At 60.3% G+C, this 16,859-nt stretch carries 18 protein-coding genes; 11 read left to right on the forward strand and 7 right to left on the reverse strand.

What is annotated here, in order from left to right; translation table 11 throughout:
• Positions 1-37 precede the first annotated feature (37 nt).
• Positions 38-967 carry an acetylglutamate kinase gene (argB, locus tag AC56LW_RS13115; protein ID WP_183554827.1) on the reverse strand — a complete coding sequence of 310 codons (930 nt, stop codon included), beginning with the start codon at positions 965-967 and terminating at the stop codon, positions 38-40.
• A 212-nt stretch (positions 968-1,179) separates the two neighbouring features.
• On the opposite strand from argB, the gene AC56LW_RS13120 reads away from it, so the two are divergent.
• Positions 1,180-1,329, forward strand: a complete 150-nt coding sequence (locus tag AC56LW_RS13120) for a hypothetical protein (protein WP_332533753.1) — start codon at positions 1,180-1,182, stop codon at positions 1,327-1,329.
• Between the two features lie 4 nt (positions 1,330-1,333).
• Here the strand turns inward: AC56LW_RS13120 and AC56LW_RS13125 are convergent, their stop codons facing one another.
• Entirely contained in the window at positions 1,334-2,425 is a 1,092-nt protein-coding gene (locus AC56LW_RS13125) for an extracellular catalytic domain type 1 short-chain-length polyhydroxyalkanoate depolymerase (protein WP_499634885.1), read from the reverse strand.
• A 144-nt stretch (positions 2,426-2,569) separates the two neighbouring features.
• Positions 2,570-3,049 carry a hypothetical protein gene (locus AC56LW_RS13130; protein ID WP_499634887.1) on the reverse strand — a complete coding sequence of 160 codons (480 nt, stop codon included), beginning with the start codon at positions 3,047-3,049 and terminating at the stop codon, positions 2,570-2,572.
• A gap of 111 nt (positions 3,050-3,160) precedes the next feature.
• Here AC56LW_RS13130 and AC56LW_RS13135 point away from each other — a divergent pair, with 111 nt between their 5' ends.
• Both AC56LW_RS13135 and AC56LW_RS13140 read left to right on the forward strand, forming a co-directional pair.
• Positions 3,161-3,355 (forward strand): DUF1289 domain-containing protein, encoded by a 195-nt coding sequence (locus AC56LW_RS13135; RefSeq protein WP_332533744.1) that lies wholly within the window; start codon positions 3,161-3,163, stop codon positions 3,353-3,355.
• A gap of 88 nt (positions 3,356-3,443) precedes the next feature.
• Positions 3,444-4,397, forward strand: coding sequence for an NAD(P)H-dependent flavin oxidoreductase (locus AC56LW_RS13140; RefSeq protein WP_332533745.1), 954 nt, complete (start codon positions 3,444-3,446; stop codon positions 4,395-4,397).
• Positions 4,398-4,404: 7 nt separating this feature from the next.
• On the opposite strand, the gene AC56LW_RS13145 is transcribed toward AC56LW_RS13140, so the two are convergent.
• Positions 4,405-5,001: a hypoxanthine-guanine phosphoribosyltransferase gene (locus AC56LW_RS13145; protein ID WP_499634890.1), complete on the reverse strand. Its 597-nt coding sequence runs from the start codon at positions 4,999-5,001 to the stop codon at positions 4,405-4,407.
• A 144-nt stretch (positions 5,002-5,145) separates the two neighbouring features.
• Here AC56LW_RS13145 and AC56LW_RS13150 point away from each other — a divergent pair, with 144 nt between their 5' ends.
• The 8 genes from AC56LW_RS13150 to AC56LW_RS13185 all read left to right on the forward strand — a co-directional run bounded on the left by AC56LW_RS13150 (position 5,146) and on the right by AC56LW_RS13185 (position 11,047).
• Positions 5,146-6,999, forward strand: coding sequence for an aminopeptidase P family protein (locus tag AC56LW_RS13150; protein ID WP_499634893.1), 1,854 nt, complete (start codon positions 5,146-5,148; stop codon positions 6,997-6,999).
• A 1-nt stretch (position 7,000) separates the two neighbouring features.
• Positions 7,001-7,267, forward strand: a complete 267-nt coding sequence (locus AC56LW_RS13155; protein WP_183554813.1) for a hypothetical protein — start codon at positions 7,001-7,003, stop codon at positions 7,265-7,267.
• A gap of 49 nt (positions 7,268-7,316) precedes the next feature.
• Complete coding sequence (locus AC56LW_RS13160) at positions 7,317-7,895, forward strand: DUF924 family protein (RefSeq protein WP_499634895.1); 579 nt, start codon at positions 7,317-7,319, stop codon at positions 7,893-7,895.
• A gap of 13 nt (positions 7,896-7,908) precedes the next feature.
• Positions 7,909-8,739, forward strand: coding sequence for a Rossmann-like and DUF2520 domain-containing protein (locus AC56LW_RS13165; RefSeq protein ID WP_499635292.1), 831 nt, complete (start codon positions 7,909-7,911; stop codon positions 8,737-8,739).
• Between the two features lie 41 nt (positions 8,740-8,780).
• The gene (locus tag AC56LW_RS13170; protein ID WP_499634897.1) at positions 8,781-9,158 is read left to right on the forward strand and encodes an MAPEG family protein; all 378 of its coding nucleotides are present in this window, start codon (positions 8,781-8,783) and stop codon (positions 9,156-9,158) included.
• A gap of 122 nt (positions 9,159-9,280) precedes the next feature.
• Positions 9,281-9,643, forward strand: a complete 363-nt coding sequence (locus AC56LW_RS13175) for a hypothetical protein (RefSeq protein ID WP_499634898.1) — start codon at positions 9,281-9,283, stop codon at positions 9,641-9,643.
• 56 nt (positions 9,644-9,699) lie between these two features.
• Positions 9,700-10,296 (forward strand): alpha-ketoglutarate-dependent dioxygenase AlkB family protein, encoded by a 597-nt coding sequence (locus tag AC56LW_RS13180; RefSeq protein ID WP_499634900.1) that lies wholly within the window; start codon positions 9,700-9,702, stop codon positions 10,294-10,296.
• 178 nt (positions 10,297-10,474) lie between these two features.
• Positions 10,475-11,047: a porin family protein gene (locus AC56LW_RS13185; RefSeq protein WP_499634902.1), complete on the forward strand. Its 573-nt coding sequence runs from the start codon at positions 10,475-10,477 to the stop codon at positions 11,045-11,047.
• An 823-nt stretch (positions 11,048-11,870) separates the two neighbouring features.
• Here the strand turns inward: AC56LW_RS13185 and wecB are convergent.
• The 3 genes from wecB to ettA form a co-directional block, all read right to left on the reverse strand.
• Entirely contained in the window at positions 11,871-13,016 is a 1,146-nt protein-coding gene (gene wecB / locus AC56LW_RS13190; RefSeq protein ID WP_499634904.1) for a non-hydrolyzing UDP-N-acetylglucosamine 2-epimerase, read from the reverse strand.
• Positions 13,016-14,299: a glycosyltransferase family 4 protein gene (locus AC56LW_RS13195; RefSeq protein WP_499634906.1), complete on the reverse strand. Its 1,284-nt coding sequence runs from the start codon at positions 14,297-14,299 to the stop codon at positions 13,016-13,018. Before AC56LW_RS13195 ends, wecB begins: the two co-directional genes overlap by 1 nt.
• A gap of 857 nt (positions 14,300-15,156) precedes the next feature.
• Positions 15,157-16,824 (reverse strand): energy-dependent translational throttle protein EttA, encoded by a 1,668-nt coding sequence (gene ettA, locus AC56LW_RS13200; RefSeq protein ID WP_183554795.1) that lies wholly within the window; start codon positions 16,822-16,824, stop codon positions 15,157-15,159.
• Positions 16,825-16,859 lie beyond the last annotated feature (35 nt).

Genomic DNA, 16,859 nt, shown 5'->3' on the forward strand with positions numbered 1-16,859 from the left:
TGGTTTTTCTGTGGCGATTGTTTCCGCCACAAAAAATTTAATGAGACCGGATCATAGTGCCAAAAGCCTGTTCGGTCAAGACTTCGAGCAGCAATGAGTGTTCGATGCGGCCGTCGATGATGTGCACGGTGTTCACACCCGATTTGGCAGCGTCGAGGGCCGATGAAATCTTGGGCAGCATGCCGCCCGAGATCGTCCCGTCGGCGAACATCTCGTCGATCTCGCGCGCCGACAGGTCGGTGACGAGGTTGCCCGATTTATCTTGCACGCCGGCGATGTTGGTCATCATGATCAGCTTTTCGGCCTTCAGGATTTCGGCGATCTTGCCGGCAACGACGTCGGCATTGATGTTGTAGGCCTGGCCGTCCTGGCCGAAGCCGATCGGCGAAATGATCGGGATGAACGCGTCGTCCTGCAGCGCCTTGACGACGGCCGGGTTGATGGCGTCGATCTCGCCAACAAAGCCGATGTCGAGGAACTCGCCTGGTTTTTCCTTGTCAGGCATCGCCATGCGGCGCGCGCGGATCAGGCCGCCGTCCTTGCCGGTCAGGCCCACGGCCTGGCCACCGTAGTGGTTGATCAGCATGACGATGTCTTGCTGGACTTCGCCGCCCAGCACCCACTCCACCACTTCCATGGTTTCTTCGTCAGTGATGCGCATGCCCTGCACGAACGTGCCTTGCTTGCCGATTTTTTTCAGCGCATTGTCGATCTGCGGGCCGCCGCCGTGCACCACGACCGGGTTCATGCCCACCAGCTTGAGCAGGATGACGTCGCGCGCGAAGCCGTGCTTCAGGCGCTCGTCGGTCATGGCGTTGCCACCGTACTTGATGACGATGGTCTTGCCGTGGAAATTACGGATGTACGGAAGCGCTTCGGCCAGGATCTGCGCCTTGATCGCCGGGGAGACCCCGGCGAGGTCGTTAGGTTGGTCGTCGGTGGTCAGGCTGGTCACTTGAGCGTTCATGGAGAGTCCGAAATAATTGTCGCGAGATTTTACAGCCAAATGCCATAAAAACAGCGTAAACCTTGTGGGGAGTGGGCGGTGTTATGTTGTATTTTATAGCAGCACCCACCACTCTACTCCTGCCATGCCATTCCCGCCGTTCGCCATCCATCTTCAGGGCTGTTCAGACCATGAATAGTTGCACGCGCTGCGGCGCTTCATTCAGCTGCGCGATGGCCGATGGCGACAGCGCGCCGTGCTGGTGCACGGCATTGCCGCCGGCGGTGGCGGTGCCGCAGGAAGCGGCTGGCTGCTGGTGTCCGGCATGTCTGCGCGCCCACATTGCCGCGCAAAGCCAGCCCCCATCTGCCACGCCGCCCTGACGCCTCAGCGCTGGGTACGGAAAAAGCGCATCATCTCGCGGCTGGCGTCAGGCCCCTTGCCGTCGGTGTAGCTGCCGTTTGCCTGCCCGCCCGACCACGCATGGCCCGCGCCATGCACCAGCCAGTGCTCGGCCTGCACGGTGCCATCGGTGGCCGGATACAGCGTGCGCGTATAGGCATGGCCGTCCGGCACGTTGCCCGGTTCGGTCGTGCCCGGCTGTGGCAAATGGCGTGCGCCTTGCGCCACCACTTCTTCGCCATTGGCCGGGTGCACTGTCGTATCGCGGTCGCCATGGAACACGATGACCGGCAGTGGCTGGTTCTCGAGCTGACTGCGCCGGAAGTCGCCCTTCATCGCCGCCAGGGCCGACGACAAATCGTTGGCCGATGCAAATGGCAAGCCCGAATGCACGCCGACGGCGGCGTACAGGTCGGGATACAGCGTGCCCATGATGGTGGCCATCGCGCCGCCGGCGGACAGGCCGGCCACATACACCTGGCTCGCATCGACGCTGTAGGTGTCCATGATCGTCTGCGTCATGCCGGCGATCAGCGACGGCTCGCCTTCATCGCGGCGCTGATCGACGGCGTTGAACCAGTTCCAGCAGCGCGACGGGTTGGCGCTTTTACTTTGCGCCGGGTACAGCACCAGGCAGCCGACCTCTTCGGCCAGCACGTTCATCCCGGTGCCAGCGGCGAAGTCGTCCGGGTCCTGCGTGCAGCCGTGCAGCATCACCACCAGCGGCGCGGGGCCGTCCGTGTAGCTGGCTGGGACATAGAGCTTGTAGTCACGCGTGCCGGCGGCGTTGGTGTGACTGCCGGCGATGAAGGTGCCGGTCAGCGGCGCGCTGGCCGTTGCTGCGGGCGCGGCAGCAGGCGTGGCGGCGGGCGCAGGGGCCGGCGCGGATTCCGGCGCAGATTCCGTCGGCGTCACCGTCATCGTGAAGTCACGCATCTGTTGTCGGGCGACCCGGTGCAACGCGTTGACGTTGCTCATCGCTTGCCGTACTGCTGCGCCAGGGGTCACCGGACCCGAGCGCCAGAGCGTTCGGGTAGCGCTGCGCATTTGCGCCAGCATGAGTCGGTTGAGTTTCATGGCATTCCTTTTTTGTGCAGTGCACCAATTTCAGGCCATGAGCTTACACGAACCTTGCCAGCGTTGCCGAACGGCCCTTATATATGCTGATGCGTTAGATACGGAACATTGATCTATGTGATCACATCAAGCGCCAACGCATGCTCAACCGCAGGTTTCCACGTATTCCACGGCCGGTTTAAGGCCCGCGCGCATGCGCTGCAGCTTGCCTTTGCTCGCTTCGAAGATCAGCGCCTTGTCCTTGCCCTGCGCGAGCGTCAGGTACTGACCGTTCTCGTCGTATTTGTGTGGCCCGACCTGCAACGCCGGGCGATGGCGCTGTGCCTCCTTCACCGACATGCGCGCCGTAATCCCGGCGCTGTTGCGCACGATCCGGCTGGCATCCGCGCGCGTGATCACGCCGTTTTCAACCATGAAGCGGACATCGGGATACCGTTTGAAGGCCACCATCGAGCAGGCCGGGTCGGCCGGGCGGGGCAAGGCGCGTTGGCCCAACTGGCGCTCGACGGCGCCCAGCTGCTGGCCAAACCCGATCTTGCCGTAACCATCGGGAGAGAGCATTTGGCCAGAGGCGGCCGTGGACAGGCCGAACAGGCCAGCCAGGAGAACATCGTGCAATTTCATGGGCACCTCGTGCAAAGTGGCGTTGCCCCAGTATAGTAAAAGACGGGCAACACGCGGCGCTGGACTGCCAGCCGCGCGATAATGCCACTTTATTTTCCACCACTGCGAACGATGGCTCCCGAACTGCAAACCCCCGTACCGTCGCCCTGTATCAATATCTGCCAGATGGTCCCCGAGACGGGCCTGTGCCAGGGTTGCCTGCGCACCATCGATGAAATCGTCGCCTGGGGCACGGCCACGGACGAGACCAAACGCGCGATCTGGGCCGAGATCCGGCGCCGCGAGGGCGAGATCGACTGGCAGTAACGATCGTTTAGAGGCAGGAATCTAGCACGGTCGTACTTTTTTCAGGGCTATAATCAGGCCCATCCTCCATCCACCACCGAGAGCTTCCATGACGATGCCCGCCGCGCTGCAAGACCTGTCCCTTCCTGTCATCGCTTCGCCGATGTTCATTGCCAGCGGACCCGCGCTGGTGGCAGCCCAGTGCAAGGCCGGCATCGTGGGCTCGTTCCCGGCACTCAATGCCCGGCCGGCCGAGATGCTCGATGTCTGGCTGACCGACCTGCAGCGTGAACTGGCCGACTACGCCGCGGCCAATCCGGGCAAGAAGGTCGGCCCGATCGCCGTCAACCAGATCGTCCACCAGTCGAATGACCGCCTGGCGCATGACGTCGAAGTCTGCGTCAAGCACCAGATACCGATCATCATTTCGTCGCTGCGCGCACCGCCGCGCGAGATGATGGACGCCGTGCATTCGTACGGCGGCATCGTGCTGCACGATATCGTCTCGATCCGCCACGCCGAAAAAGCGCTGGAAGCCGGCGTCGATGGCTTGATCCTGGTGGCCGCTGGCGCTGGCGGCCATGCAGGCGCCTTGTCACCATTCGCGCTGGTGGGCGAAATCCGCAAGATGTTCAAGGGACCGATCGCGCTGTCCGGCTCGATTGCCACGGGCGACGCGATCCTGGCCGCGCAGGCAATGGGCGCCGACTTTGCCTACATCGGTTCGCGCTGGCTGGCGACGAAAGAATCGAACGTCAGCGACGACTACCGCGATGCGATCGTCGAATCGACGGCGGCCGATGTCGTCTACACGAACCTGTTTACGGGCGTGCACGGCAACTACCTGAAAAAATCGATCGTCGCAGCCGGGCTGGACCCGGACAACCTGCCCGAATCGGACAAGAGCAAGATGAGCTTTGGTTCGGGCAGCGCCAAGGCCTGGCGCGACATCTGGGGCGCAGGGCAGGGCGTGGGCCTGATGGACGACGTGCCGACGGTGGCCGACATGGTCGCGCGCCTGAGCGCCGAATACATGGCGGCGCGCGCCCGCCTGGCGCTTTAAAAAACGCTCAGGCTGCCGGCGCGTCGGGCTGCTTCAAATCCTCGGGCCGGATCGTCCACAGGCCCGGCAGGTTGCGCCAGTAGCCATACACGTCCATTCCGAAGCCGACGACGAACTTGTTCGGCAGGCTCAAACCGACCAGGTCGGCCATGATCGGCTTGGCGCGGCCCAGGTCCTTGTCGGCAAACACCACGACCATCACTTCGGCCGCGCCCATGTCCAGCAGGCGCTGTTTGACGTGGGCCAGGGTCTCGCCTTCGTCGAGGATGTCGTCGACCAGCAGGATCGTGCGACCCGCCACGTTCTGGCGCGGGATCACTTTCCACACCAGTTCGCCGCCACGGTCATCGTCGCCGTAGCGGCTGACGTGGATGTAGTCGAAGTCGAGCGGGAAGGCCAGTTGCGGCAGCAGCGTGCCGGTGAACACGACCGCGCCGCCCATCACGCCCAGCACGAGCGGGAACTCGGTGGCGCCCGGCGCGGCAAAGCGCGCATTGAGCTGGTCGGCGACGCTGGTGACAGCGGCCTGGACTTCAGTCGGCGTGACGATCTGCGTGGCGTTCGCCAACAGCGCGCGGGCGCGCTCATGATGAAAATCGAGCATGGGTCTCTATGTCTGGTGGATGCCGCGCCATTATGCGTGATCCCCGGGCTGGAGGGTGTTCCGGTTGGGGCGCCCCGCGTATGTCGGCGGCGCCAAATGGGGCGTATCATACGCAGCTTGGAAAACAAATCGACGCCTCTGCCCATGTCCGACGCCACCGAACAAGCCCGCACTTCCACTGACTCTTCCGCCGACTCGCATGCCCTCCGCGCCGACCGCCTCGCGCAACTGCGCGCCGCCATGGCGCGCCACGGTATCGACGCCGTCATCGTGCCGTCGAGCGACCCGCACCTGTCGGAATACCTGCCCGGTCACTGGAAGGGCCGCGAATGGCTGTCCGGCTTCACGGGCTCGGTCGGCACCTTCATCGCCACCGCGAAATTTGCCGGCGTCTGGACCGATGGCCGCTACTTCACGCAGGCTGAAACCGAACTCGCTGGCACCGACATCGCGCTGATGAAGATCCCGGGCGCGGCCAGCCAGCTGCACGTCGATTGGCTCGCCGCCAACCTTGCCGCTGGCCAGACTGCCGCCGTCGATGCGCGCGTGCTGGGCCTGGCCGGTGCACGCCTGCTGGCTGACGCGCTGCAGGCCAAAGGCGTCGTGCTGCGCACCGATCTCGACCTGCTGGACGATGTCTGGCGTGAGCGCCCGGCGCTGCCGGCCGACGCCGTATTCGAACACCTGCCGCCGTTTGCCACTGCCACCCGCGCCGACAAGCTGCAGGCCACGCGCGCCGCGATGGAAGGGCATGGCGCCGGTTTCCATTTTGTCTCGACGCTCGACGACATCGCCTACCTGTTCAACCTGCGCGGCGCCGACGTCAGCTTCAATCCCGTATTTCTGGCCCATGCGCTGATCGGCCGTGGCGACGCCACGCTGTTCGTTGGCGACGGCAAGGTGCCGGCTGACGTACGTGCGCGTCTGGAAGCCGACGACGTACACCTGGCGCCGTACGAGAACGCCGTGCATGCGCTCGAAGCGCTGCCCGAAGGCGCAACGCTGCTGCTCGATCCGCGCCGCGTCACGGCCGGCATGCGCGCGGGCGTGGCCAGCGGCGTGAACGTGGTCGAGGCGATCAACCCGACCACGTTCGCCAAGTCGCGCAAGCTCGATAGCGAAGCCGTCAATGTGCGCGCCGCGATGGAGCAGGATGGCGCTGCGCTGTGCGAATTCTTCGCCGCGCTCGAGCCGCTGCTGGCGGACGCAGACCGCAGTGCAATCAACGAAGTCGACATCGACACGCGCATCACCGCAGCCCGCGCGCGCCGCCCGAATTTTGTCAGCGCGAGTTTCTCGACCATCGCGGGCTTCAACAGCAATGGCGCGATCATGCATTACCGCGCTGAAGCCGCCACCTGCGCCACCATCGAAGGCGACGGCCTGCTGCTGATCGACTCGGGCGGCCAGTACCTGGGCGGCACCACCGACATCACGCGCGTGATCCCGGTCGGCACGCCGAGCGCCGATCAACGGCGCGACTACACGCTGGTGCTGAAAGGCCTGATCGCGCTGTCGAGCGCCCACTTCCCGCGCGGCACCCGCGCGCCAATGCTCGACGCGATTGCACGCGCTCCGATCTGGGCCGCCGGCATCGACTACGGTCACGGCACCGGCCATGGCGTCGGCTACTTCCTGAATGTGCACGAAGGCCCGCAGACGATCTCGCCGGCCGTGCCGCCAGACCCGCATACCGCGATGGAGCCGGGCATGATCACGTCGATCGAGCCGGGCATCTATCGCCCGGGGCGCTGGGGCATCCGCATCGAAAACCTGGTACTCAATGTCGCCGCGAACAAGACCGAATTCGGCGAATACCTGGCCTTCGAGACGCTCACCTTGTGCCCGATCGACACCCGCTGCCTCGATCGTTCGCTGCTGCGCCCCGATGAAATCGTCTGGCTCAACGACTACCACGCCACCGTGCGTGCGCGCCTGACGCCCCACGTTGAAGGCGCCGCGTTCGAGTGGCTCATGCTGCGCACGGAGGCAATCTGACATGGCAAGTTCCCGTTCCACGCGCGCCAGCAGCGCGGTCGACCGTCTCAAGCAGCGCACCGGTAATCCGCTGTATTCGATGGCGCGCACCGGCGATGGCCACTTCTACCTGTCCGAAGCGCCCGGCAGCCCGCCGCTGTGCGCACCGATGGAGCTCGACGATTTCGTCACCTTCGTCAAGGGCCTGGGGCCGCAAGAGCAGCCGCGCATGAGCAAGAACGACATCGCGTTCGAAAAGCAGCTGGTGCGCAAGAAGCCGCCCGCCTGAGCGCGGCATACCGGCCTGCTTCACCTCACAATATCAACGGAATTCATCCATGGACGCACAAGAAGTTCTCGATTTCTGGTTCCTGCCAGCTTCCCATCTTGATCATGGCAAGGCGCGCGCCGAGTGGTACCGCAAGGACCCCGCGTTCGACGCCATCATCCGCGAACGCTTCGGCACGACGATCACGCACGCGATTGCGGGCGGCCTGCGCGAGTGGGACGAGCAGGGCGCGCGCGGCGTACTGGCGCGCATCCTGGTGCTCGACCAGTTCACGCGCAACGTCCATCGCGGCGCGCCGGAATCGTTCGCCGGCGATGTGCTGGCATTGAGCGCGGCGCGCCAGATGGTCGACGCCGGTGAGCACATGGCGCTTGCACCCATCGAGCGCCAGTTCGTCTACATGCCGTTTGAGCATGCCGAGGACGCCGGCATGCAGCAGCTCGCGGTCGACCAGTTCACCGCGCTGGCCGCCGACCACGAGGGCTTCGACGAAGCGCTTGACTATGCGCACCGCCACCGCGGTGTGATCGCACGCTTCGGCCGCTTCCCGCACCGTAATCCGATCCTCGGCCGCGCCTCGACACCCGAAGAACTCGACTACCTGAGCCAGCCTGGCGCCGGCTTCTGACGTGCTATCGACGCTGACCCCGACGCTCAACCTGGTCGGCGCCGGCCACGTCGGCCGCGTGCTGGGGCGCCTGTTCGCCACCAGCGGCGCGTTCACGCTGCAGGATGTGTTGACCCGTTCGTGCGCAAGCGCGCAGGCGGCGGTGGCGTTCATGGGCGCCGGCCATGCCTGCGCCGATGGCGCGCAGCTGCGCCCGGCGCACGCCTGGCTGCTGGCGGTGAGCGACGATCAGATCGAGCCGGTCGCCGCGCAACTGGCGCAGACGCACGACCTGACTGGCGCCGTGGTGTTTCACTGCAGCGGCGCGAAAGCATCGACTGCGCTGCAGGCGGTGCGTGCAGGTGGTGCGCTGGTGGCCAGCGTGCATCCGATCCGCAGCTTCGCCGACCCGGAGCAGGTGGCGCGTGAATTCGCCGGCACCTTCTGCGGCGTCGAGGGTGATGCGGCGGCGCTGGCGCTGCTTGACCCCGCATTCGAGACCATCGGCGCGCGCCTCGTGCCGATCGATGGCGCGGCCAAGACGGTTTATCACGCGGCCGCCGTGTTCGCGTCGAACTACCTGACCACGGTGCTCGACGCAGCGCTGCGCGCCTATCAGGCCGCCGGGATTCCCGAAGCGGTGGCGCGCGAACTGGCGCAACCGCTGGCCACCGAGACGCTGGCCAATGTGTTTCGCCTTGGTCCGGCCGCAGCGCTCAGCGGCCCCATCGCGCGGGGCGACCTGGCCACCGTCGCGCGGCAAGAGCAGGCATTGCTGGACTGGGATGCCGCGACAGGCCGCCTGTATGGCGCGCTGGTGCCGCCTACGACCGACCTGGCGCGGCGCAAGCACGGTGGCAACTGAGCCACGACGACCTTCTTTCACGCCAATCACAAGGGAACACGATGTTCTTCACTGCCTGGGCCACGCTGGCCGTTCTTGGTGTCTATTTCTGGACCTGGGGCAATGCTGCACGCGCCCGCATCCAGTTCAAGGTACCGGCCCCATCAATGGACGGCCCTGAAGGCTTTTTGCGCGCTCATCGCGTCCAGATGAATACGCTGGAAATGCTGCCACTGGTGCTCGTGCCCCTGTGGCTGTGCGCCATGTTCCTGGGTGACGTGTGGGCGGCTGCCGGGGGCGTGTTGTGGTGCGTGGGCCGGATTCTGTATGCGCTGGGTTACTACCGCGATCCGGCCAAGCGTGAAATCGGCTTCATCGTGAGCATGCTCGCCAGCGCCGCGTTGATTGGCGCCACAGTTTTCAGTCTGGTCATGCGGTAAACCGGATAAAGCGAAAACTTCGGTCGACAAAGTTCCTGTATGGAAATATGCTGGCAGACTGATTAACTGAAAAGCGATCTGCGAACTATCTCGTGGGTCACTAGCGCGCCAGGAGCACCGTGATGCTGTTTTTGAAAAGTACGACCGCCACCAAGGCGCCTGGGATTTACGAAGTGGATGTCGCGGCCAAGCCCCCGGGCAAGACCTTCGGCGTGTTCCTGGCCACCGATCCGGACAATCCGCCACACACCGTGCTTGCCGGCCTGGCCGAGTTGGGTTTTCAGAGCGTTCATCAGCAAAACTATATCCACCGCGACAAGGGCAAGGTGATGGAGCTGCATTTCCAGAAAGATGGCACCGACCTGTTCAAGGGCTGGAAAACGGACGAGTGCAGCGCCAATCTGACGGCGCTCGACGCTTTGTTCGGTAATGTTGGCATCAAGATCGAGCCACGCGTCATGAGCCTGGCAGAAGCTTACGCATAAGCCATGCGAGAATGACGCCATGGTGGTCTTCACCATGCCTGGCGTGATGATTGTCGATGGATTTATTTGCACCGCAAGCGGGCCTGCTCCCGCTGCCGCTCGAAGATGGTGAACTGGGCTGGATGGCCCAGCTGCCACTACCCTGGTCCAATGCCGAAGTCTTCGCACGCCTGTTGGCCGAAACCGACTGGCGCGAAGAAACCGTCGTCGTCTACGGCAAGCAGCACCTGCAACCCCGGTTGAGTGCCTGGTATGGCGACAAAGCCTACGCCTATTCCGGCCTGCGCCTGCAGGCGACGCCGTTCACACCTTTGCTCACGGTCTTGCGCGACGCGATAGAAGCCGCGACCAGGCATACCTTCAACAGCGTCCTGCTGAACTACTACCGTAACGAGCGCGACAGCATGGGTATGCATAGCGACGATGAGCCCGAATTGGGGCCGCGACCTGCGATCGCATCACTCAGTTTTGGCGCGGAACGTACGTTTGTTTTGAAACACAAACACAACAAACAGACAGTTCGGATACCGTTGACCGATGGCAGTCTGCTGCTGATGGCGGGCGACACGCAACAATATTGGTTGCATGGGATCAATAAGATGACAAAATCATTACAAGCTAGAATCAATCTAACTTTCAGGAACATCGTCTAAGTACCAAGTAATATCGCTTAAAGGATGGCAAATATTACTTACTATTGGGTCATTTAGTTACACTTTCTTACAGTTCTTACGGAATCGCGACGGACTTGATCTTTCGACAGTGTTATCTTGACCCTATCGCGATTCATTGTGAATCACGAACTAGATGAACAAAAAGAGGAATTTAGAGATGAAAAAGCTGATCGTTGCCCTGCTCGCCACCACCGCCGCTGTGTCGGCTGTCCAGGCCCAAGAATTCACCCCGCGCGCCTACGTCGGCGCCGGTGCAGTCGCTACCGACTATGAGTCGCGCGTTCCAGGCGCAAGCCGCGCTGACATCGACACTATCAAGGCGTCGGCCAAGCTGTTCGGTGGCTACGAGTTCACCCCGAACTGGGCAGTGGAAGTCGGTCACACCGACTACCGCAGCGCTGACATCTACTACAGCCTGGGCGCAATCAACGCCAGTGGCCAAGTCGATGGCCGTTCGACCTACGTCGCAGCAAAGTTCAGCTCGCCGCTGACCGAAAAGCTGGTTGGTTACGCCAAGCTGGGCGTGTCGCATGACGTGAACGAACTGTCGGCAATCAACTCGTCGCTGAGCCGTCGCGACAGCGACAACAACGCCTACGGCGCCCTGGGTGTTCAGTACAACATCAACCAGGACGTGGCTGTGATCGCTGAATACGAGCGTTTCGGCGGCACCCGTGACTTCGGCGTGCGTCCAAACGCACTGACCATCGGCGCGAAATACTCGTTCTAACTTAGGATGTAGTAACTGCAATTAGAACTTAAATCCGCCCGGCAAGCGCTTTGACGGGTGCGGGTATTAAAGTCGAACCTCGATAAATGGCCTAGTTGAATCTCGACTGGGCCATTTTTCTGTTATAACAATTAAAGATATCACCTAACATGCCTTAGTTGGGCAACGGAATACTTGCCTACCCTTCGAGTTTAACTGACATCGCATGCATGACTTACTTGATTTCTTGCGAAAATTAATTGAAATTAGGCGTTCCAAATCAGGATTCGAGCAGAACCATGTCATCCACTTTGACGATTTGGCACTGATGTTTTTATAAGATCATGCTTGATTCCATAAGAAAAACTTTGGAGTCATTGAGATGCATATTGCTATGGATAAGAACCTACTTAGCGTGTCGCGCACTAGCGTAGCATCCAAGCAGTTCAACTTCTGCCGCGCCACCTGAGCCGTGACAGCATGTGCTGGTGAGGTCGTTGATATGCTGTCCACATTGGCAGCAGCGAATGCGCTACAGGTCATTTGCGTGGCTGTCGCGATTACGGCACCAGCGTTCGAATTCCAGACGATAACATTCAGTTACGGGGCTCGTCGATGAGTACCCTTTACTAGTCAGACAAGCCGCTGGGCGCAGGTAATCGAGCATCTGACGTCGCTCAGACTGATTTAATACGGAGAGTTGTACAAACGGCTTGGCAAACCTAAAGGCTTTCACTTTAGGACCTGTAGATGTCAAAAAGGTCCGATTCGGATTAGCTCAGCAGTTCAATTCTCATCTATAACTAACGTGGGCGATGATTTTTTGCGCCAACCAGTACTAGTCTTAGCTGCATTTGCTCACCGTGCGGATGACTTCTACGATCCGGTCGGCGGCATGGCCGTCACCATAGGGATTCGTGGCATTGGCCATCGCGTTGTAACGGGCCTTATCGTCTATCAAGTTGTTCACAGCGTCGACGATACGCCTCATATCTGTCCCCACTACCACCGCGGTGCCGGCTGTAATTGCTTCCGGGCGCTCGGTTGTATCGCGAGTGACGAGAATCGGCTTGCCCAGGCTCGGGCCTTCCTCCTGGATGCCGCCGCTATCGGTCAGGATCAGGTAAGAATGCTTCATTAGGAAGATGAACTCCGCATAATCGAGTGGCTCAATCAGGGCCACGTTCGGCAGATTGGACAAGATTTGAAGAACTGGTGCCCGCACGTTGGGATTCAGGTGCATTGGATACACGAAGTCGTGCCCCGGGCGCGTCAGTGCAAGCGCGCGCAATGCGTGGCAGATACTTTCAATACCACTGCCAAAATTCTCGCGTCGATGACCAGTGACCAAGATGAAGGGGCGATCCGTAACCGCGTAACCGGCTTTCTTCAGCTTGTCGGACAGTCGTGAACGCAGCACGGGGTTTCGATCAATGCGTTGATCGACATCCAGCAAGGCATCAATGACGGTATTACCAGTGACGGTGATCGTACTTGGAGCAATACCCTCGCTCAGCAGGTTGTCCCTTGCCTGGATCGTCGGCGCGAAATGGTAGCTGGCTAACCTGCCTGTCAACTGCCGGTTCAACTCTTCCGGGAAAGGAGAGTAGCGAAGATGGGTGCGCAGGCCCGCTTCCACATGGCCGACCGCAACCTGGCTGTAGAAGGCGGCCAGTGCTGCTGCGACCGATGTAGTGGTGTCACCATGCACGAGACAGATATCTGGCTTGACCTCTTTGAAAACATCGCGCATGCGCAGGATGATGTTCGACGTCAGATCGAACAGATCCTGTCCCGTACGCATCAGATCTAGATCGATCTCGGGCGTGATCTCGAACAGGCTCAAAACCTGGTCGAGCATTTGCCGGTGCTGGGCGGTCACACAATTGACTACCTCGATCTCATCAGGGTAACAGGCCAGCTTCTTTACCAATGGGGCCATCTTGATTGCTTCCGGCCGGGTGCCAAAAATGCTCAGGACACGAATCATTACGCGCTTTCTTTTGGTTTCAATGATTTCAGGAACACCATAATGGCGGAGCAGACCGCGAAGAATCGAGGATGGCGTCGATACGCCCATGCATGAAAATTCGTGTACAGAGCCGATGGAGTCTTGAGGCCATCTCGGCGCGCCTCAAATTTTAAAATTGCCTGTTTGAGTGCATTCTCTTCAGGCCGTTTCGAAACGTGCTTAAACAGCTCGACGATCTCGGCCTTCTGGCTAGCCCAGTCGAATCGCTCCAAAGCGACGTCGCGCGCGTGTTGCTTCATGCTCGCAATTTGTTCCGGGCGGTCGACGTACCATTGCATTTTCACAGTCAAATCGTCGACATCGCAAAATGCTTGTGGCCAGTAATAATTGTCCGAGCGTTGCTCGAACCGTTCGACCTTGACGAGGCTGCCATTTTCACCATCGGCAATAAACTCGTTCATCGGGCCGGTGTCAGTGACGATCACGGGCAATCCGCAAGCGCCCGCTTCCATGATGGTCAGGCCAATTCCCTCCAGCCGCGTTGGGTAGACATATACGTCGCCAAGATGGAATAGTCCAGGCGCCGAGACAGTTTTCTCATGACACACTAGGCGACCCGCAGCTTCCAGTTGGCTGATCTTTTCTGCAAGATGAGGGAAATGCTTTTTCAGTTCCCGCTGGGCGTGGATTACTAGCGAACATGGACCGTTTAAGCGCGAAAACGCTTCAATCACGGCGTCGCAGCCTTTGCGATGTGGACTGACGCCGCCGGAATGGAAGAAGCTGACCCGATCGGGATCGACAAGCTCGGTTGTATGAGGCTTGAACAACTCTATATCGGTACCCCAAGGAATATAATGGGCTGCTGGATGTTTCTCAAAAACGGATAAGTGACGTTTGGTATTACATATCAAAAAGTCAAAAATACCAAAAAAGGGTACAGTTTCTTTAGTGTAATAATCAATGTAAGAGCCGGTGATTGCGCCGGCGTCGTTTGCCGCCAGAACTGCTGGCCACCAATGCTGTTCATTAAAGAAGACGATGTCCAGTTCATTGTTTTTGATCCAGCGAACGAATTCGTCGAGGTTGATCGCCATCGTGATCTGGATACGGCAAGGACTGGCCCATGTAACGTTCGGCCCATCCCACTTCGGATCACCTATGGCATATTCTTCTCCACCGCGAGCATAGATGAAGACCTCACATTCGTCTTCTAACAGTGTTTTGTACTGACGCGACACATATGCAGCACCTCGCTCGAACCATGTGGTGACGATACCGACGCGTTTTTTTTGCTTCATGATAAGCCTGAAAATGGATTCCCGTGATTGCAGGGAGTGATATTAAAACAATATTTATATTTTAAAATAGATGGTAGCATGCAATAGGTGTGTAGGTACTACAATGTGAATTTTAGACAAAAATAATAGTCATCAGGGATAGGGATGTGCAACGTACATCTTGACCAAGATGGAGGGACGGACAGCTTACCGTTACCATGCAAGCAACAACTGTCCCATTGGGTACTTGACCCACGGTGGCAAGATTAGGTCCTGCGTTGGGGCTGCATACCCTGAATATAAAGCGGAGCAGTAATGAGCAGGGCCGGTCGTGCGCTTGCGCGCAATGGCCGTGGCGCATGGCGTCGTTGTGCAGGATGGTCGATTTGCATAGTCATTATCGTCAGCCATGCGGTAGTGCGGATAATGGCATTCACAGAGAATGCTTGCCGTTGCCTTGAGCCTGCCGTTTTCGTACAACACTTTGGAAAATACGATCTCTACGGCGCGCCAGCAGTTGGCGCAAAAGGTCCAGATTGCATAAGCGTGGTCGGGCCGCATGGCCAGGCATCGATGAGAAATGGGTAGCGAGAATGTGCCAGCCGCATAGCTTGACCTAATGCGGCGATGTTGTCGATCAGCAGAGTGCTGCCGCGATTAAGCGGGCACACCGTAAAAAAAGGTCCCGCCCGGGACGCTATTGCCGCAGTAAGCTGGAATGGTTACGCCAATTGCGGCCGCGGACGGCACCGGGATCGCCTGATGGTGGTGATCGTTGCGGACGAGATTGCATAGTATTGCAGGTGAACCGCGTTCCGTTTCCGCACATAGCAAGTCCGCTTGGCGGTGGACTTGCTATGACGAGCTGAATTATGCGATCAGGTCGTGAGCGGCTTGTAGCGAATCCGCTTCGGCTTGGCGCCTTCTTCACCCAGACGCTTCTTCTTGTCGGCTTCGTATTCCTGATAGTTACCGTCAAAGAAGGTCACCTGGGAATCACCCTCGAACGCCAGGATGTGGGTCGCGATGCGATCCAGGAACCAGCGATCGTGGGAAATGACCATCACGCTGCCGGCAAACTCTAGCAGCGCGTCTTCCAGCGCGCGCAGGGTTTCGACGTCCAGATCGTTTGACGGTTCATCGAGCAGCAGCACGTTGCCGCCTTGCAGCAGCGTCTTGGCCAGGTGCAGGCGACCACGCTCACCACCGGACAGGTTGCCAACGATCTTTTGCTGGTCCGAGCCCTTGAAGTTGAAGCGGCCCAGGTAGGCGCGCGACGGCATTTCAAAGCGGCCGACGCTGAGCATGTCGGCGCCGCCCGAGACGTCCTCGAACACGCTCTTGGCATTGGCCAGTTCGTCGCGGTGCTGGTCGACGATGGACACGCGCGCGGTCTGGCCGATCTTGACCTCGCCGCTGTCCGGCTGCTCTTTTCCTGTGATCATCTTGAACAGCGTCGACTTACCGGCGCCGTTCGGGCCGATGATGCCGACGATCGCGCCTGGCGGCACGGTGAACGACAGGTTGTCGATCAGGAGGCGGTCGCCAAAGGCTTTCGAGACGTTCTTGAATTCGATGACTTCATTGCCCAGGCGCTCGGCCACGGGAATGAAGATCTCCTGCGTCTCGTTGCGCTGCTGATATTCGTACTCGGACAGTTCGTTGAAGCGCGCGAGGCGGGCTTTCGACTTGGCCTGGCGTGCCTTTGGATTCTGGCGCGACCATTCGAGTTCTTTCGCCAGGGCTTTCTGACGCGCCGATTCGGTCGATTCTTCCTGCTTCAGGCGCGCCTGCTTCTGGTCCAGCCACGACGAGTAATTGCCCTTCCATGGAATGCCGCTGCCGCGGTCCAGTTCGAGGATCCATTCGGCGGCATTGTCGAGGAAGTAGCGATCGTGGGTGATGCCGACCACGGTGCCCGGGAAGCGCAGCAGGAATTGCTCGAGCCACTCGACCGATTCCGCATCCAGGTGGTTGGTCGGTTCATCGAGCAGCAGCATGTCGGGCTTGGAGAGCAACAGCTTGCACAGCGCCACGCGGCGCTTTTCACCGCCCGACAGCACGGCGATCTTGGCATCCCACGGCGGCAGGCGCAGCGCGTCGGCGGCCATTTCCAGCTGCAGGTTCAGGTTGCCGCCATCGGACGACGAGATGATCGCTTCCAGGCGTTCCTGCTCCTTGGCCAGCGCGTCGAAATCGGCGTCCTCTTCGGCGTATGCTGCATAGACCGCTTCGAGCTTGGCTTGCGCTTCGAACGCTTCGCCCAGGCCCGACTCGACCTCTTGGCGCACGGTTTTTTCGGGGTCGAGCTGCGGTTCCTGCGGCAGATAGCCGATGTTCAGGCCCGGCATCGGGCGGGCTTCGCCCTGGATGTCGGTGTCGATGCCGGCCATGATTTTCAGCAGGGTCGATTTGCCCGAGCCGTTCAGGCCCAGCACGCCGATTTTGGCGCCCGGGAAGAAGGACAGGGAAATGTCCTTCAGAATCTGGCGTTTCGGTGGGACGATTTTGCCCACGCGGTTCATGGTATAGACGTAATTGGCCATGCTTGTACTCTGGTGTTGTTCGAGGTGCACAGGAT

It is taken from the genome of Telluria sp. LT2P80 (genome assembly GCF_059685955.1).